At 38.7% G+C, this 17101-nt stretch carries 18 protein-coding genes; 9 read left to right on the top strand and 9 right to left on the bottom strand.

The genetic code is table 11. From position 1 onward, the window contains the following. The 3 genes from gldI to OZP13_RS04165 are packed head-to-tail and all read left to right on the top strand — an operon-like array spanning nt 1 to nt 3071. A complete protein-coding gene (gene gldI / locus OZP13_RS04175) occupies nt 1-675 on the top strand; it encodes a gliding motility-associated peptidyl-prolyl isomerase GldI (protein WP_281298763.1) in 675 nt (224 codons plus the stop codon). A gap of 14 nt (nt 676-689) precedes the next feature. Next, nucleotides 690-1802 carry a peptidylprolyl isomerase gene (locus tag OZP13_RS04170; RefSeq protein WP_281298762.1) on the top strand — a complete coding sequence of 371 codons (1113 nt, stop codon included), beginning with the start codon at nt 690-692 and terminating at the stop codon, nt 1800-1802. Nucleotides 1803-1835: 33 nt separating this feature from the next. Then, complete coding sequence (locus OZP13_RS04165; protein WP_281298761.1) at nt 1836-3071, top strand: peptidylprolyl isomerase; 1236 nt, start codon at nt 1836-1838, stop codon at nt 3069-3071. A gap of 93 nt (nt 3072-3164) precedes the next feature. Here the strand turns inward: OZP13_RS04165 and OZP13_RS04160 are convergent, their stop codons facing one another. Together OZP13_RS04160 and OZP13_RS04155 are read right to left on the bottom strand one after the other, a co-directional pair. After that, entirely contained in the window at nt 3165-3605 is a 441-nt protein-coding gene (locus tag OZP13_RS04160) for a hypothetical protein (RefSeq protein WP_269242535.1), read from the bottom strand. Between the two features lie 127 nt (nt 3606-3732). After that, entirely contained in the window at nt 3733-4077 is a 345-nt protein-coding gene (locus tag OZP13_RS04155) for an HU family DNA-binding protein (RefSeq protein ID WP_281298760.1), read from the bottom strand. A 339-nt stretch (nt 4078-4416) separates the two neighbouring features. On the opposite strand from OZP13_RS04155, the gene OZP13_RS04150 reads away from it, so the two are divergent. Together OZP13_RS04150 and OZP13_RS04145 are read left to right on the top strand one after the other, a co-directional pair. Next, nucleotides 4417-5469, top strand: a complete 1053-nt coding sequence (locus OZP13_RS04150) for a tyrosine-type recombinase/integrase (protein WP_281298759.1) — start codon at nt 4417-4419, stop codon at nt 5467-5469. A 214-nt stretch (nt 5470-5683) separates the two neighbouring features. Continuing rightward, nucleotides 5684-5941 (top strand): hypothetical protein, encoded by a 258-nt coding sequence (locus tag OZP13_RS04145; RefSeq protein ID WP_269242530.1) that lies wholly within the window; start codon nt 5684-5686, stop codon nt 5939-5941. Here the strand turns inward: OZP13_RS04145 and OZP13_RS04140 are convergent. Then, nucleotides 5910-6350 (bottom strand): hypothetical protein, encoded by a 441-nt coding sequence (locus tag OZP13_RS04140; protein WP_269242529.1) that lies wholly within the window; start codon nt 6348-6350, stop codon nt 5910-5912. The genes OZP13_RS04145 and OZP13_RS04140 overlap by 32 nt on opposite strands. Before the next feature lie 245 nt (nt 6351-6595). Here OZP13_RS04140 and OZP13_RS04135 point away from each other — a divergent pair, with 245 nt between their 5' ends. Continuing rightward, complete coding sequence (locus OZP13_RS04135; RefSeq protein WP_281298758.1) at nt 6596-7207, top strand: hypothetical protein; 612 nt, start codon at nt 6596-6598, stop codon at nt 7205-7207. Nucleotides 7208-7424: 217 nt separating this feature from the next. Here the strand turns inward: OZP13_RS04135 and OZP13_RS04130 are convergent, their stop codons facing one another. Continuing rightward, a complete protein-coding gene (locus OZP13_RS04130) occupies nt 7425-8588 on the bottom strand; it encodes an IS91 family transposase (protein ID WP_281298753.1) in 1164 nt (387 codons plus the stop codon). Further along, on the bottom strand, nt 8573-9436 hold the full coding sequence (locus tag OZP13_RS04125; protein WP_349293502.1) for a tyrosine-type recombinase/integrase: 864 nt from the start codon (nt 9434-9436) through the stop codon (nt 8573-8575). The genes OZP13_RS04130 and OZP13_RS04125 overlap by 16 nt, the downstream gene beginning before the upstream one ends. Before the next feature lie 671 nt (nt 9437-10107). Here OZP13_RS04125 and OZP13_RS04120 point away from each other — a divergent pair. Then, a complete protein-coding gene (locus tag OZP13_RS04120; protein ID WP_269242523.1) occupies nt 10108-10830 on the top strand; it encodes an SEL1-like repeat protein in 723 nt (240 codons plus the stop codon). Between the two features lie 223 nt (nt 10831-11053). Here OZP13_RS04120 and OZP13_RS04115 read toward each other — a convergent pair whose 3' ends face one another. Then, nucleotides 11054-12217, bottom strand: coding sequence for an IS91 family transposase (locus OZP13_RS04115; protein ID WP_281298753.1), 1164 nt, complete (start codon nt 12215-12217; stop codon nt 11054-11056). Further along, nucleotides 12202-13065: a tyrosine-type recombinase/integrase gene (locus OZP13_RS04110; RefSeq protein ID WP_349293502.1), complete on the bottom strand. Its 864-nt coding sequence runs from the start codon at nt 13063-13065 to the stop codon at nt 12202-12204. The genes OZP13_RS04115 and OZP13_RS04110 overlap by 16 nt, the downstream gene beginning before the upstream one ends. A gap of 326 nt (nt 13066-13391) precedes the next feature. Between OZP13_RS04110 and OZP13_RS04105 the strand changes: the two genes are divergently transcribed. Then, nucleotides 13392-13847: a hypothetical protein gene (locus OZP13_RS04105; RefSeq protein ID WP_281298757.1), complete on the top strand. Its 456-nt coding sequence runs from the start codon at nt 13392-13394 to the stop codon at nt 13845-13847. A 207-nt stretch (nt 13848-14054) separates the two neighbouring features. Continuing rightward, on the top strand, nt 14055-14696 hold the full coding sequence (locus OZP13_RS04100) for a hypothetical protein (RefSeq protein WP_269242518.1): 642 nt from the start codon (nt 14055-14057) through the stop codon (nt 14694-14696). Between the two features lie 222 nt (nt 14697-14918). Here the strand turns inward: OZP13_RS04100 and OZP13_RS04095 are convergent, their stop codons facing one another. Both OZP13_RS04095 and OZP13_RS04090 read right to left on the bottom strand, forming a co-directional pair. After that, complete coding sequence (locus OZP13_RS04095) at nt 14919-16082, bottom strand: IS91 family transposase (RefSeq protein ID WP_281298756.1); 1164 nt, start codon at nt 16080-16082, stop codon at nt 14919-14921. Next, on the bottom strand, nt 16067-16930 hold the full coding sequence (locus OZP13_RS04090; protein WP_281298755.1) for a tyrosine-type recombinase/integrase: 864 nt from the start codon (nt 16928-16930) through the stop codon (nt 16067-16069). The genes OZP13_RS04095 and OZP13_RS04090 overlap by 16 nt, the downstream gene beginning before the upstream one ends. Nucleotides 16931-17101: the final 171 nt, after the last annotated feature.

Raw genomic sequence — 17101 nt, 5'->3', positions numbered from 1 at the left:
ATGAAATACAGCACACTTATTCCTTTTGTATTCTTGGTTGCTATTTTGCTGACCAGTTGCAAACAAAGTCAAGAAGCCCGAAGACCTATTTCGCAAGCCTCGGGAACTTTCATGAAAAAATCGGCGGAACGAAACAAGAAATTAATAGCCAGCGAAGAAGAACAAATCGATTCCCTGATTAAAAGCAATCCCAAAATAAAATACCTCGCTTCGACAAAAGGATATTGGTACACTTACGTGGTTCAAAATATTCAAGATACCTTGACTCCCAAAAAAGGAGACGTGGCCTTTTTTGACTACGAAATCAAGGATTTGAAAGGGAACGTCATTTATTCGGAACTCGAATTAAGACCTCAAACCTATGCCGTCGACAAACAAAATATCATGACCGGTTTGCGGGAAGGCATCAAATTGATGCATAAAAACGAGAAAGTAATTTTTCTTTTCCCTTCGCATATCGCTTTTGGCTACCACGGCGACGACAAGAAAATTGGCACCAACCAGCCCTTGATGGTTACCGTGACCCTGCATAATTTCATATCCGAAGAAGCCTTTAAAAAAGAGATTGTCCTCAAGACAAAAAACACAAACCAACAAGATTCGAGCAATAGCGAACAGTTAAAACAAAGACAAAAACCAACTCCAATCAAACAAAAAGACACTTTAACCAATTAAGCAATTTATTTAAAATGAAAAAAAACATTCTATTTTTGTTACTTCTAACGGCCTCTTTATTTTCCTGCAAAGAAGGAAAAAACAATCTTCCCGACGGATTATATGCCAAAATCGAAACAAATAAAGGTACTGTCATCGTACAATTGGATTATGAAAAAGCGCCAATCACCGTGGCCAACTTTGTGACATTGGCCGAAGGAAAAAATGAATTTATCACCAATGAAAATCTAAAAAACAAACCCTTTTATGATGGTTTGAAGTTTCACAGGGTCATTGCCGATTTCATGATCCAGACTGGAGACCCATTGGGAACGGGTTCCGGCGATGCCGGTTACAAATTCAAGGACGAAATTACCGATATGCGTTTTGACAAAGGCGGCGTTTTGGCCATGGCCAATGGCGGTCCGGCAACCAACAGCAGCCAATTTTTCATCACCCATGTCGAAACACCTTGGCTAGACGGAAAACACACCATTTTTGGTCACGTGGTAGAAAATGGCATGGAAGTAGTCAATAAAATTCTACAAGACGATTTCATCAAGACCATAACCATTATCCGAAACGGGGAAGCCGCCAAAAAGTTTGATGCCGTAAAAACCTTCCGTGATTACTTTGCCGTGGAAGCAGAAAACCAAAAAAACAAGTTTGCTCTTGATGCCGCTGCCAATGCGAAATACAAAGTCGTCTATGACCAAAAAGTAGCTTCGCTTGCCGCCTTGAAAGCCAAAGCCACCAAGACACCATCAGGATTGCAATATGTGATTACCAAAAAAGCGGGTGGCAAGAAACCTGCCAGCGGTGCCAACATTTACATTCACTATGCCGGTTTTCTGGAAAACGGAACGCTATTTGATTCCAGCATGGAAGACGTTTCAAAAACATTTGGAAAATATGACGAAAACAGGGCTGCCCAAGGAGGATACCAACCCATTCCATTTCAAGCAGGTCGAAAAGACGGCATGATTCCCGGTTTTATCGAAGGATTGGAAAAACTGTCTTTTGGAGACAAAGCCGTGCTGTTCATCCCTTCTAAATTGGCGTATGGAGAAGCAGGAGCCAATGGCGTAATTCCGCCCAATGCCAACATCATTTTTGAAATTGAACTACTCGAAAATTTACCGCAATAAATCATTAAACAATAGACCTTAATTCAACTAAAAATGAAAGCCAAAATCTTGTTATTATTGTTCTTGGGAATACTGAACATGCAAGCCCAAACTGCAAAAAAACCGGTTGCGACCAAAAAACCTGCGACAACAACAAAAGCCAGTCCGACAGCAAAGCCAACCCCAAAAACCACGGCCGCCGCCGATGGTATTTTTGCCACGATTCTTACCAATAAAGGAACTATCGTTGTCCTATTGGAATACCAAAAAACGCCGGTTACCGTAGCCAACTTTATTTCGCTTGCCGAGGGAAAAAACACCTTTGTAACCAACGAAAAACTGAAAGCCAAACCTTTTTATGATGGCTTGACGTTTCACAGGGTAATTGCCGATTTCATGATTCAAGGTGGCGATCCTTCCGGAAACGGGTCTGGTAATCCAGGTTATGCCTTCAAGGATGAAATCACGGATTTAAAATTTGACAAAGGCGGCATTTTGGCCATGGCCAATTCGGGTCCAGCCACCAATGGAAGCCAGTTTTTCATTACCCATAAAGACACCCCTTGGTTAACCGGAGTACACACCATTTTTGGCCATGTAACTACAGGAATGGATGTTGTGAACAAGATTGCACAAAATGATGTAATTCTCAAAGTTACCATTACCAGAAAAGGAACTGCGGCCAAAGCATTTGATGCGGTAAAAGTATTCACGGATTATTATTCCAATAAAGACGAAGATACCAAGAAACAAGCCGCCATTAATGCCGAAAACCAGAAAAAACAGGCAGCAATCGAAGCGGAAGCCAAAAGAGTTTACCTCGAAAAATACGGGAGTGTCATCAACGCAAAAGCGGCTTATTTGGCAGCGACAAAAGCTACTGGAACCAAGACCGCCTCAGGATTGATCTATAAAATAACGGAAAAAGGAACTGGAGTAAAACCGGCAGATGGAACTACTTTCAACTTCAATTATGCCGGTTATTTTGAAGACGGCAATCTGTTTGACAGCAACTATGAAGAGGTTTCCAAAACTTTTGGAAAACATGATGCCAGCAGGGCTGCCCAAAACGGATACCAGCCCTTCCCTATTGAAGCCGGAAAAAAAGAAGGCATGATTCCTGGATTTCTCGAAGGATTGAACCTGATATCCTATGGTGACAAAGCGGTTATTTTTATCCCTTCAAACCTTGCTTATGGCGAAAGAGGTGCCGGTGGCGTGATTCCGCCCAATGCAACACTTATTTTTGAGATAGAAATGTTGGAAATCAAAGCCGATCCCAAAAAATAAAATAGAAAAGAGCTCATCCTAAATGGCTTTTATAAAAAAGAAAACCCGAAAGATTTAAAATTTTTCGGGTTTCTTTTTTTTTTTGTAAACGACTTATTTCTTGCCAAACTTCCAGTCGAATTCGTCCTTGGCATTGATGATGGCGCCAATTTCAAATTTCACGACCTCGTCAAATTCGGTTTGCAGGATAAACCAATTGTCTTCGTTGAAATAATTTTCGAAAGTGTCAAAATCTTCTTGGGTGAATTTGGTGATTCCTTTGGAGGCCAATTCCTTTTTGACTTCATTGATTTTTTTGCCAATGACTTTGTTGCCAAACAGCTCCAGGTCTGGACTAGAAGCCACGATATATCCCAGTTTGAATTCTTCTTCCTGGTAGAACGTCAAGCGCATTTTCAAGGCATTGTAGGCAAAAATCACGTTGTCGTCTTCGTCCTTGTAATTCCGGTTGGGTTTTCCGTACAGGGCAGTAACGTCGTTTTGTTTCATTCCGAAAAGGAGCTTGTCGATTCCGTTTTTTGGGTTTATTTTCATTGTTTTCTATTTAAGCGCAAAGTTCGCAAAGTTTTGGTAAAGTTCGCACTTTTTTATAGTTTAAAACAATTTGGCTTTAGCCAGCACCCCAACCAAGACTCCTTTTTTTATTGACATCTCCTTCCTGCTACCGCATCCTTTTATAAGTCAATTGCTTTAGCGTTTGCTTCAAATCTCTCGAGGGTTTGTAGATGATTTTGGCTCCTTTGATGCTGGATTTTCCCAAATCGTCGGGAGAATCTGCCGGCAAACCTTGCAAGGTGATTTGAAAAGTACCCAGATCCTCAATCTTTACGATATGTCCTTCGGACAGCGAATCGCCAATAGCTTGAGTTAGAGCCACAATAACGGCATAACAATCGGCACGGCTAACAGTCGATTGCGAAGCCACAATGGAAGCCAACCGATTCAGATCAACTTCGCCTGTGTTTACAGCACAAGGATAGTATTTAGTTACAGGTGGTGAGGCCATAATGTTTTTTTTAGGCACCATTTTGAACGATATGGCCATACATAAAAGTATTCAGGTTATTACAATTATTTCATAAGTACAAAGATATTTATAAATATATAAAGTCTTATTAATTTCCATATATCTTTTAAATAAAAGATATATGGAAATTAAACAAAAGATATATAGAAATTAAACAATACATATATATCTTTTAGAAATATGGTGCTTATGGTTTTAAAAACTTAGACCAATATAAATAAAAAATAGGCCTCCTTGAAACACTTTTACATTGCCAACAGGACTGATTTTCAAAACTAAGGCTATTTTCTTTACTTTAGCAAAACAAAAGAACTGATTATGAACTGGGAAGCCAAAATTATCACGCACCGAGGCAGCAAACGAATCGCCGTCTATTTCGAAAAAAATGCCGAATGGATTGCCCGAATAAAACAACTCGAAGGCTCCCGCTGGAGTCAAACTCTGGGCGTTTGGCATCTTCCTGATACGGAGGAAAATAGGATTCGGTTTAAAATCAATAGTAACGAAGGAAAATCGGCATTATCCCAAATTCAAGAAAACAATCAACTGGTTTTGAAACGGTTTATTGAAGAAATTCAATTAAAGGGCTACAGCGATAATACCTTAAAGACCTATCGCAATGAATTTGGCATTTATCTCAACTACTTAAAAGAAATTCCTGCTCAAAACCGAACTACCGAAGACATTCGCAACTATGTTTTATTTTGCATTAATGAACTAAAACTATCCGAAGCTACTGTGCATAGTCGCATCAATGCCATCAAATTTTATTATGAACAAGTGTTAAGAAGAGAACGCTTTCTGATAGAAATACCAAGACCAAAAAAACCTTCAAAATTGCCCAAAGTAATTGCTCCTGTTGATATCAAAAAGCTGTTTGAAGTAACTCCCAATTTAAAACACAACACAATGCTTAAACTATGTTATGGTTTAGGACTACGAGTATCCGAAATTGTGAAACTAAAAATAACCGATATTGATAGTAAAGCTATGCAAGTTTTTATTGAAAGAGGCAAAGGCAAAAAAGATCGTTATGTCAATTTGCCCCAAAGTATTTTAGTACAACTCCGTTCGTATTTTGTTGAATACAAACCAACTGTATATTTATTTGAAGGACAATATGGAGGGCAATACAGCAGCCGAAGTGCCCAACAAGTCTTTAAAAATGCATTGCTAAAAGCAAAAATAAACAAAACAGTTGGCATTCACAGTTTGCGGCACAGTTATGCTACCCATTTGTTAGAACAAGGCACTGACATCCGATTTATACAAGAACTCTTGGGACACAGCGATATCAAAACCACTTTGCTCTATACAGAAGTTAGCGACAAAAGTATTCGAAAAATAATTAGCCCTTTGGATAATTTGTAATACTATTTTTCTTATTTTTGAAGTATGCTTTAAAAGCACAAAACCGACAACACAAAAAAACGCATTGCGTTTTTTTGTGTTGTCGGAATTAAACAATTAAAAATCAATTAATTAAATATATTTCAACTTTTGGAGTTGCGTATATTTAAGAGTTACCTGCTATTTTTTGCGCAAAGTTGTGAAAAAAGGTGCGTTATAAAACTTAAAAAATAACGTGAAAGAAGAAAACAAAGAGTTTCCAAAAGAGTTGCAAGACATAGTAACTGGCATAATTAGGTCAGTAGGTAAGCTAAAAGTGCTAAATTACCCTATAAGAATAAAAGCAGTTATGTGTGAAGAAAGTGATTATGATTTTAGTGTTGTTCCCAGTATTTTTGAGCAACATAAAATAGATTTCGTTAATAAAAATCTTCATATGTTTAATTTTGCGCTTGCTCCTATTAGTTCTGGTTATAAAAGCGACAAAGTTTAGTAAAATACTTATCTCTTACAAAAGAAATTTGCTCCATTTCATCAGCGTCTAAGAACAAAGCTAAGTCAGTTTTATAAAAAACATCTATAAAATTTTTAATCAGTGCTTGGAATTCTGAATCTTTAGAAAAATTATTTATATACACATCGCACCTTGTAGAAATTTTATCTATAAGAACAGGTACAGGCTTATGAATATTTCTATAACCTTCTGATAAAATAATTATTAAGTGTAACAGTTCATTTTGAAGGCTACTACAATTACCATCTACATAAAAACCAAATATGGAATTGTAGTTATAAACAAAAAAATTGCCATCAAAATTGTCAATTAGAGATTGTATTAGCTCCAATTCTTTTTTATGAAAATCAGTAATTGGAAAACCTTCGGACACTATAATTTTTGACATAATTAAAAAATTTAGAAACCAAACATACGAAAAAGATTCTTAAATTGCAGCGGAAAATAGAAATAAATACGAAAACAGCAGGTAACGGCGGTTTTGCAAGATTTGGGCATAGAGCTTAAATTAAAAACTGTTTTGTACTTGCCGAAAAAGTTTTAAAACAAAAAATTGGGAAGGCTTTCCCCAAACCTCGCAAAGCCACAAGACGTTATGCGATACTTGCCCAGAAAACCTAGAAAAAGACATCTATGAAAAATAAAATAATCTATTTAATGTTTTTACTAATTGGTAATTTTTCCTTTTCTCAAACAAATGAATTTTATAAAATTATATTTGAAAATGAAGAGAATTTTAGCATTATTAAAATCTTAAATGGTAAAATTCCTGAAAAATTTATTATAGTTGATTCAACAATTACATTTTATCCTAAAAGTTTTTGGCTAGATATAAATTTGAAAGATGAAAAAGTTTTAAAAGAAATTGAAGAAGACGAACATCATCCTTACAATAATGTTTACATATTTTCTACAAATAAATATGATAATTTATTTAATGACAATGAAAAGAAATATTTAAGCCAAGCTTGTCAAAATGTGAAGTCAAAAAAAATTAAAATATTAGAGAAAAAATATTTTACAGTTAATAATACTAAAAAAACAAAAGGCTTTTACTTTTTGATTAGCGAACCTATTTACACTTCAAATAATAAATTTGCTTTCATAGAAGTAGACATTAAATCCAAAGGCGTTTTTTTGGGAGAAAAGACAGATGACTATTTTGGAGTTTTAAAAATAATCTTTGAAAAAGGTGAAAATGGAATCTGGAAACAAATTGGAAATTATGAACATCTCGTATTATAGCATCGCATAACAGCTAGAGTTTCGTTGCGTGCGCAGCACGAACAATGAAACTCGTGTTGAACGGAACCGGAGTACCTGCCGTCAACACTATGCATTTATCGTAAAAAAATTAGAGAGAATAACAAGAGGATTTATAGTCCTCTTTTTTTTGGAGTAATTCCGAGGTCGTTTTATAGTGTTTTCGGTCACTTTTGGGCATACTAGCCCTACCCGTAAATCAGCTTTTACAGGGAATGGTGTTTTGGCCACCGCCAAGATACCAAGCAGGCGGACCACGCTGGTCAAAAACTGCTATTCGGTGCAAATTGCCCGTTTTGCAACACGGACATTTGGGCAAGAAGGGTTTCTTTTCTACTTTTTCCAAGACTTTTACTTGGAGTTTCTCCTGCAAAAGTTTCAGCTTCTCCCGCTTCCAAGTGCTGCTCAAAAACCCATAATGACGAATCTTGACAAACCGTTTGGGCAAAATATGCAACGCAAACCTCCGGATAAACTCCTGATGTGAGAGCGTCATTTGCTTTTTGACGCCCGCCACTCGATAATCCTTGTAATCAAAAGTCAGATTTTCGTTGTCTATACTTTTGATTCGATGGTTGCTAATGGCTATTTTATGGGTGTATCTCCCCAAATATTCCACCACAGAGTTTGGACTTCCAAATGGCTTTTTGGCAAAAACTACCCACGGTTTTCTCCACAACTCTTGCCGGATTTGCTCGTAACCAATCGGATTTTTTGCTTTGAGCTTTTGGCAATATTTAGCCCTGAAAACCTTCGACAAAGCTTTTACGGGGAACAGAAATTTGCCGTCCGTTCTACTGTTTTTCCATTGTCCGTTTTTATCGATTCCTCCACCAGGCACAATGCAATGCAGGTGCGGATGCAAACTCAATTGTTGTCCCCAAGTGTGCAAAACGGCAATCATTCCCATTTGCATTTCCTTGGCTTTGCCAAAAGTTTGAAGCGTTTCCCAAGTCGCTTCAAACAGGGTGTCATACACGATTTTGGGCTGGTGAATTGCCAAAGAATTAATCGCTTCGGGCAAGGTGAAAACCACGTGAAAATAAGGCACCGGCAAGAGTTCCGTGCTTCGGGCTTCGATCCAATCCTCTCGCTTATTGCCCTGACATTTCGGACAATGTCGGTTCCTGCAGGAGTTGTAACTGATGGTCAGATTTCCACACTGATCACACCCATCGATATGACCTCCCAATTCTGCCGTTCGACATTTTTTGATGGCCGATAGCGTGCGCAATTGCCAAGTATTGAGTCCATAACTCTCGATTTTTGAACCCACTTTTCGCAGTACATCGGCTACTTCACTTCGACGAAGTTTATATTGAGCGTCGTCGAAATGCTCAGTGCAGGCTACTTCCGGCTGCATTTCTCGAAAAGCGTGTCGAGTGGACTAAAGATGCGCTGACTCTCGAGTTGGGCAATGTGTAAATATTCCAGCGTGGTTTCGATATTTTGGTGTCCCAAAAGGTCTTTGAGGGTCATAATATCCATCCCGTCTTCGAGTAAATGCGTGGCATAAGAGTGCCGAAGCGTGTGGGTGTGAACTTCCTTTTTCACTCCCGCTGCCTTAGCCACTTGCTTCACCGCCCATTGCACACCTCGCTGACTGTACCGATTGTCAAAATCTCCACCTGCTCTTTCGATAGGCTGACCGTTGAAAAGATAATCTTGGGGTTTTTCGGCTTCGATGTACTTTTTCAAACCCCGAATCAAGTGTTCCGATAGCGGAACATAACGGTCTTTTTTGCCTTTTCCCTGAACGACTTTGAGCTGTTTTCGGTCGAAATCCAAGTCCTGCAATCGAACACTTCTGGCTTCCATACAGCGAAGTCCACAGCCATAAAGCAAGCCAATAAGGATTCGGTGTTTGAGCAGTTTGGCATTTTTGAGCATCGCCCAGACTTCTTCTTTGCTCAAAACAACGGGCAGTTTTTTCTCGTGCTTTATAGACGGCAATCGGAGGTATTCATACGGAATCCCTTCCGATTTCAGCAGAAATCGAAGCCCATAAACGCAGTGTTTGAAGTAGGTTTGCGATGGGGTTTTGGACTTTTTTTGCAGGTAAAACAAGTAGTCCTGAACTTGTTCGGGATCCAACTCCGTGGGGATTTTGCCAAAATACAGCGAAATCGAAGCCAAGTGGCGGGAATAATTGTTGAAAGTGCTTGCACTTCGTCCCAAGACCGAGACCGTCCGCTCAAAACGTGACAACAATTCCTCAAAACCGGGAATCTCTCGCTTGGCTTGGTTTAAAATTTTGTTTTCCCTTAAATCATCTGGATGTTTTTTTTTGTAGCCATAGTTTACGATTTTTTATTACCTTCGTAAGGTACAAAATCATCGCGAGTGCTACCGAAGGTTTAGTTCAACACACGCTACAAGCAATTTGGGTATTTGGCTTAATGGAAAAATTGGTTTGTATTTGAAAGATTTGACAAATCCGAAAGATTACGCTTCCTTAATCCCAAACTGCTTGTAGCGCGAGAACGTTAGTGTCAACCGCACAACATAACGGATATTATTTATTATTTAATTTTTCACTTAAATATTGAATGTTCAATAAAGCTTTGTTTACTAGGTCTAACGATTCATAGTCGTGATATTCTTTATTATAGCACTTCTTTGATAAAATAGTAATACATCTTTCTATCTTTCTCAATCTCCTTTGGTCTGTAACTCCTTTTTCTTTTGGTATCATATTTTATTGTTTTACGTGGTATGCCACTAACACAGGTTTGCAAAAATGGCAAGTTCAGGTTTAATTTAAAGTTGTTTTTGTGTATGTAATGTTTTGGCAAAATTGAAAAATAAGGCTTGCTTTTTTGCCACTTCTGCAAGCCTGATAACGTTAGGCACAAGCTTAAAAGACGACACAATTAATAAAGATGACCATAGACACAGAAATAGAAACTTTAGAACAAGCAAAGAGATATTTTATATCAATGGGATGCAGCGGTTTTCATATGATGCGAGAAAATCCTCAAAGATTTGATGAATACAAAGCACTTGATATTGACCCAAACATTGAATCTGAATGGATTAAAGAAGAGTTTGAAAACAAAATAGAGTATTTCAATACAAATCCGACAAATGAGTATGGACATCTCTTGAGAAGTTTGGACTCTATGATTGAACCAAAAGAATTCTATCTTGAGAAATTACTTGAATTAGTAATAAAAATAAAAGATAGAATACCGTTAGACCAAATAGAATATGTGTTGTCGACGATAATTGGAAATAATGGAACAAAATCTAAAGGTGGTCTAATTCAAAAGTCTTATGATTTGAAACGACCTGATCTGGCAAATAAGTTTTATGCTCAGACAAAATTATTACTAAAAAAGACAGAAGAAAATTCGATTACCTTAAATTCTGTTCGAGGGTATTTGATTGATGTGATTGATTACTACAGAATAGAAGAAAGTAAAGAATTTATAATTGACTTGCGTGAAAAAAGTTATTCTGATCAATTTAATTATTTTAAGGACGGTGCGGAAGAAGGCAATAAATATTCAATGAAAATGCTTTCTGATTGTTATAAAGAAGGTAAAGGATGTATAACAGACATTGACAAATCAAAATATTGGGAACAAAGAGCGAAAGAATAAAAAAGCCAGTGCCTAACAGCTAGAGTTTCGTTGCGTGCGCAGCACGAACAATGAAACTCGTGTTGAACGGAACCGGAGTACCTGCCGTCAACACTATGCATTTATCGTAAAAAAATTAGAGAGAATAACAAGAGGATTTATAGTCCTCTTTTTTTTGGAGTAATTCCGAGGTCGTTTTATAGTGTTTTCGGTCACTTTTGGGCATACTAGCCCTACCCGTAAATCAGCTTTTACAGGGAATGGTGTTTTGGCCACCGCCAAGATACCAAGCAGGCGGACCACGCTGGTCAAAAACTGCTATTCGGTGCAAATTGCCCGTTTTGCAACACGGACATTTGGGCAAGAAGGGTTTCTTTTCTACTTTTTCCAAGACTTTTACTTGGAGTTTCTCCTGCAAAAGTTTCAGCTTCTCCCGCTTCCAAGTGCTGCTCAAAAACCCATAATGACGAATCTTGACAAACCGTTTGGGCAAAATATGCAACGCAAACCTCCGGATAAACTCCTGATGTGAGAGCGTCATTTGCTTTTTGACGCCCGCCACTCGATAATCCTTGTAATCAAAAGTCAGATTTTCGTTGTCTATACTTTTGATTCGATGGTTGCTAATGGCTATTTTATGGGTGTATCTCCCCAAATATTCCACCACAGAGTTTGGACTTCCAAATGGCTTTTTGGCAAAAACTACCCACGGTTTTCTCCACAACTCTTGCCGGATTTGCTCGTAACCAATCGGATTTTTTGCTTTGAGCTTTTGGCAATATTTAGCCCTGAAAACCTTCGACAAAGCTTTTACGGGGAACAGAAATTTGCCGTCCGTTCTACTGTTTTTCCATTGTCCGTTTTTATCGATTCCTCCACCAGGCACAATGCAATGCAGGTGCGGATGCAAACTCAATTGTTGTCCCCAAGTGTGCAAAACGGCAATCATTCCCATTTGCATTTCCTTGGCTTTGCCAAAAGTTTGAAGCGTTTCCCAAGTCGCTTCAAACAGGGTGTCATACACGATTTTGGGCTGGTGAATTGCCAAAGAATTAATCGCTTCGGGCAAGGTGAAAACCACGTGAAAATAAGGCACCGGCAAGAGTTCCGTGCTTCGGGCTTCGATCCAATCCTCTCGCTTATTGCCCTGACATTTCGGACAATGTCGGTTCCTGCAGGAGTTGTAACTGATGGTCAGATTTCCACACTGATCACACCCATCGATATGACCTCCCAATTCTGCCGTTCGACATTTTTTGATGGCCGATAGCGTGCGCAATTGCCAAGTATTGAGTCCATAACTCTCGATTTTTGAACCCACTTTTCGCAGTACATCGGCTACTTCACTTCGACGAAGTTTATATTGAGCGTCGTCGAAATGCTCAGTGCAGGCTACTTCCGGCTGCATTTCTCGAAAAGCGTGTCGAGTGGACTAAAGATGCGCTGACTCTCGAGTTGGGCAATGTGTAAATATTCCAGCGTGGTTTCGATATTTTGGTGTCCCAAAAGGTCTTTGAGGGTCATAATATCCATCCCGTCTTCGAGTAAATGCGTGGCATAAGAGTGCCGAAGCGTGTGGGTGTGAACTTCCTTTTTCACTCCCGCTGCCTTAGCCACTTGCTTCACCGCCCATTGCACACCTCGCTGACTGTACCGATTGTCAAAATCTCCACCTGCTCTTTCGATAGGCTGACCGTTGAAAAGATAATCTTGGGGTTTTTCGGCTTCGATGTACTTTTTCAAACCCCGAATCAAGTGTTCCGATAGCGGAACATAACGGTCTTTTTTGCCTTTTCCCTGAACGACTTTGAGCTGTTTTCGGTCGAAATCCAAGTCCTGCAATCGAACACTTCTGGCTTCCATACAGCGAAGTCCACAGCCATAAAGCAAGCCAATAAGGATTCGGTGTTTGAGCAGTTTGGCATTTTTGAGCATCGCCCAGACTTCTTCTTTGCTCAAAACAACGGGCAGTTTTTTCTCGTGCTTTATAGACGGCAATCGGAGGTATTCATACGGAATCCCTTCCGATTTCAGCAGAAATCGAAGCCCATAAACGCAGTGTTTGAAGTAGGTTTGCGATGGGGTTTTGGACTTTTTTTGCAGGTAAAACAAGTAGTCCTGAACTTGTTCGGGATCCAACTCCGTGGGGATTTTGCCAAAATACAGCGAAATCGAAGCCAAGTGGCGGGAATAATTGTTGAAAGTGCTTGCACTTCGTCCCAAGACCGAGACCGTCCGCTCAAAACGTGACAACAATTCCTCAAAACCGGGAATCTCTCGCTTGGCTTGGTTTAAAATTTTGTTTTCCCTTAAATCATCTGGATGTTTTTTTTTGTAGCCATAGTTTACGATTTTTTATTACCTTCGTAAGGTACAAAATCATCGCGAGTGCTACCGAAGGTTTAGTTCAACACACGCTACAAGCAATTTGGGTATTAGGCTTAATTTAAATATGGTTTTGTATTTGGGAGATTTGGCAAATCCGAAGAATGGGCTTAATTTAGTCCCAAACTGCTTGTAGCGCGGGAACGTTGGCAGACATTGCAAAAAAAAACAGGAGAATTGAAAAAATTATTAAACAAATGAAAAAAATATTGCTTTATATTGTTGACTTTTTTAATATAAGTCGTAAAGAAAAACAAAGAAATTTTTACGGTTTTGGAGAAATTAAATTAGATACTGTTTTTAAGAATTTACCATCTGCAAAGCATTTCAATAAATTGTCAAAAAGGGAATTTAAAATAGACACTTTTAAATTGTCAGAAGAAATTGGCTTTGTCAAAAATCTAATAGTAAAAATTAAGAATGAAAAAATTTATGATGTAAGTTTTGATTGTACTGAAACTACAGATATTCATTTTATAGATTCATCAATGGAAAAATTAACTGAATTAAAATCTTTGAATAATGTAGAGAATAAATCTTTGCCTGTACAATTTTATCAGCAAAGTGATGGTAATGTAATATTTTCTAAAATAATTGAAAAACAAACTTCTCTCGTAACTTACAGATATTGTGATATACGAAAAATACTATAGCTTTCTAAATATTAAAGACTATAATAATCAAAGCAACGCTCTGCCAACAGCCGTTACACGAGATTTGGGCATTTGGTTGAATTTAAAGATGGTCTTGTACTTGGGAAATTTGTGTTTAACCGAAAAACCTCGCATCTTTATTCCCAAACCTCGTGTATCGCCAGAACGTTGTGCGACATATTGCTAGAAAAATCCGAAAAATAGAAAATGAAAAATAAATTATTATTTCTAAACTTATCACTTTTAATAATTCTAAATTCTTGTAAAGAACCAATTGTTACTTTTGAAGAAGCTCAACCAAAAAATGTAAAAGAGGTTAATGCGTTTCCTAAAAAAATTATTGGAAATTATTATAATACCGAAAATAAAACTGAATTAATAATTTCAAAATATTCAATATTTAAAAAAATGATTGTTGAAGATACTTTAAAAATAAGTGAAATTGACAAGAATGAAATCATTAAAAATGATAGTTTATTTAACATCAAAACCAAAGAAAAATATAAAATAAAGAGAATTAATGACACTTTATTTTCAAATTATGTTTATTCCGACACAATTTTCGACATAAATAAAACGAACGTTTTAAAAAAGTTTAAAGGTTATTTTTTCCTAAACAAACTAATTGAAAAGACAGGATTTTGGGAAGTTGAAAAACTAAATTTGTCAAAAGGAGTTTTAACAATTAACGGAATAGAAACTGAAAACGAATTAGATTTGTTGCAATCTATAACAGAAACTAAAATGGATACGATAAAACCTTTCAGAATAAAACCAACAAAAAAACAATTCAAAGAGTTTATTAAAAAGAACGGATTTACAAAAGGAGAAATTTATCTGAAAAAATAAAAATACGTCGCACAACAGCTAGAGTTTCGTTGCGTGCGCAGCACGAACAATGAAACTCCTGTTGAACGGAACCGGAGTACCTGCCGTCAACACTATGCATTTATCGTAAAAAAATTAGAGAGAATAACAAGAGGATTTATAGTCCTCTTTTTTTTGGAGTAATTCCGAGGTCGTTTTATAGTGTTTTCGGTCACTTTTGGGCATACTAGCCCTACCCGTAAATCAGCTTTTACAGGGAATGGTGTTTTGGCCACCGCCAAGATACCAAGCAGGCGGACCACGCTGGTCAAAAACTGCTATTCGGTGCAAATTGCCCGTTTTGCAACACGGACATTTGGGCAAGAAGGGTTTCTTTTCTACTTTTTCCAAGACTTTTACTTGGAGTTTCTCCTGCAAAAGTTTCAGCTTCTCCCGCTTCCAAGTGCTGCTCAAAAAACCGTAATGACGGATCTTGACGAACCGTTTGGGCAAAATATGCAACGAAAACCTCCGGATAAACTCCTGATGTGTGAGTGTCATTTGCTTTTTGACGCCCGCCATTCGGTAATCCTTGTAATCAAAAGTCAGATTTTCGTTGTCTATACTTTTGATTCGATGGTTGCTAATGGCGATTTTATGGGTGTATCTCCCCAAATATTCCACCACAGAGTTTGGACTTCCAAATGGCTTTTTGGCAAAAACAACCCACGGTTTTCTCCACAATTCTTGCCGGATTTGCTCGTATTTTATGGGCTCTTTCTTTTTGAGTTTCTCGCAAAATTTCACTCGAAACACTTTCGACAAAGCCTTGACGGGGAACAGAAAATTACCTTTAGAGTGGCTGTTTAGCCACTGTCCGTCTGCATCGATTCCTCCACCAGGCACAATGCAATGCAGGTGCGGATGCAAACTTAGGTTTTGTCCCCACGTGTGCAAAACCGCTATCATCCCCATTTGCATTTCCTTGGCTTTGCCAAAAGTTTGAAGCGTTTCCCAACAGGCTTCAAACAAAGTATCATACACGATTTTGGGCTGGTGAATTGCCAAAGAATTAATCGCTTCGGGCAAGGTGAAAACCACGTGGAAATAAGGCACCGGCAAGAGTTCCGTGCTTCGGGCTTCGATCCAATCCTCTCGCTTATTGCCCTGACATTTCGGACAATGTCGGTTCCTGCAGGAGTTGTAACTGATGGTCAGATTTCCACACTGATCACACCCATCGATATGACCTCCCAATTCTGCCGTTCGACATTTTTTGATGGCCGATAGCGTGCGCAATTGCCAAGTATTGAGTCCATAACTCTCGATTTTTGAACCCACTTTTCGCAGTACATCGGCTACTTCACTTCGACGAAGTTTATATTGAGCGTCGTCGAAATGCTCAGTGCAGGCTACTTCCGGCTGCATTTCTCGAAAAGCGTGTCGAGTGGACTAAAGATGCGTTGACTCTCGAGTTGGGCAATCTGCAAATACTCCAGCGTGGTCTCGATATTTTGGTGTCCCAAAAGGTCTTTGAGCGTCATAATATCCATCCCGTCTTCGAGTAAATGCGTGGCATAAGAGTGCCGAAGCGTATGCACGTGAACTTCTTTTTTGACGCCCGCTGCCTTAGCCACTTGCTTCACCGCCCATTGCACACCTCGCTGACTGTAACGGCTGTCAAAATCTCCTCCAGCTCTCTCGATAGGTTGTCCATTAAAAAGATAATCTTGGGGTTTTTCGGCACCGATGTACTTTTTCAAACCCCGAATCAAGTGATCCGATAGCGGAACGTAACGGTCTTTTTTGCCTTTGCCTTGAACTACTTTGAGCTGTTTGCGGTCGAAATCCAAGTCCTGCAATCGAACACTTCTGGCTTCCATACAGCGAAGTCCACAGCCATAAAGCAAGCCAATAAGGATTCGGTGTTTGAGCAGTTTGGCATTTTGCAACATCGCCCAGACTTCTTCTTTGCTCAAAACAACGGGCAGTTTTTTCTCGTGCTTTATGGACGGCAATCGAAGGTATTCATAAGGAATCCCTTCCGATTTCAGCAAAAACCGAAGTCCGTAAACGCAGTGTTTGAAGTAGGTTTGCGATGGGGTTTTGGACTTTTTTTGCAGATAAAACAAGTAGTCCTGAACTTGTTCGGGATCCAACTCCGTGGGGATTTTGCCAAAATACAGCGAAATCGAAGCCAAGTGGCGGGAATAATTGTTGAAAGTGCTTGCACTTCGTCCCAAGACCGAGACCGTCCGCTCAAAACGTGACAACAATTCCTCAAAACCGGGAATCTCTCGCTTGGCTTGGTTTAAAATTTTGTTTTCCCTTAAATCATCTGGATGTTTTTTTTTGTAGCCATAGTTTACGATTTTTTATTACCTTCGTAAGGTACAAAATCATCGCGAGTGCTACCGAAGGTTTAGTTCAACACGCGCTACAAGCAA

Source organism: Flavobacterium limnophilum (genome assembly GCF_027111315.2).
Taxonomy (GTDB): Bacteria; Bacteroidota; Bacteroidia; order Flavobacteriales; family Flavobacteriaceae; genus Flavobacterium; species Flavobacterium limnophilum.
The sequence above is the reverse complement of the archived record's forward strand: the minus strand, read 5'-3'. Positions and strand labels throughout refer to the sequence as shown.

Excerpts from the sequence above, each read along its gene's own strand:
- gldI (WP_281298763.1), top strand. The coding sequence starts at position 1 with ATGAAATACAGCACACTTATTCCTTTTGTATTCTTGGTTGCTATTTTG.
- OZP13_RS04170 (WP_281298762.1), top strand. The coding sequence starts at position 690 with ATGAAAAAAAACATTCTATTTTTGTTACTTCTAACGGCCTCTTTATTT.
- OZP13_RS04165 (WP_281298761.1), top strand. The coding sequence starts at position 1,836 with ATGAAAGCCAAAATCTTGTTATTATTGTTCTTGGGAATACTGAACATG.
- OZP13_RS04160 (WP_269242535.1), bottom strand. The coding sequence starts at position 3,605 with ATGAAAATAAACCCAAAAAACGGAATCGACAAGCTCCTTTTCGGAATG.
- OZP13_RS04155 (WP_281298760.1), bottom strand. The coding sequence starts at position 4,077 with ATGGCCTCACCACCTGTAACTAAATACTATCCTTGTGCTGTAAACACA.
- OZP13_RS04150 (WP_281298759.1), top strand. The coding sequence starts at position 4,417 with ATGAACTGGGAAGCCAAAATTATCACGCACCGAGGCAGCAAACGAATC.
- OZP13_RS04140 (WP_269242529.1), bottom strand. The coding sequence starts at position 6,350 with ATGTCAAAAATTATAGTGTCCGAAGGTTTTCCAATTACTGATTTTCAT.
- OZP13_RS04135 (WP_281298758.1), top strand. The coding sequence starts at position 6,596 with ATGAAAAATAAAATAATCTATTTAATGTTTTTACTAATTGGTAATTTT.
- OZP13_RS04130 (WP_281298753.1), bottom strand. The coding sequence starts at position 8,588 with ATGCAGCCGGAAGTAGCCTGCACTGAGCATTTCGACGACGCTCAATAT.
- OZP13_RS04120 (WP_269242523.1), top strand. The coding sequence starts at position 10,108 with ATGACCATAGACACAGAAATAGAAACTTTAGAACAAGCAAAGAGATAT.
- OZP13_RS04115 (WP_281298753.1), bottom strand. The coding sequence starts at position 12,217 with ATGCAGCCGGAAGTAGCCTGCACTGAGCATTTCGACGACGCTCAATAT.
- OZP13_RS04105 (WP_281298757.1), top strand. The coding sequence starts at position 13,392 with ATGAAAAAAATATTGCTTTATATTGTTGACTTTTTTAATATAAGTCGT.
- OZP13_RS04100 (WP_269242518.1), top strand. The coding sequence starts at position 14,055 with ATGAAAAATAAATTATTATTTCTAAACTTATCACTTTTAATAATTCTA.
- OZP13_RS04095 (WP_281298756.1), bottom strand. The coding sequence starts at position 16,082 with ATGCAGCCGGAAGTAGCCTGCACTGAGCATTTCGACGACGCTCAATAT.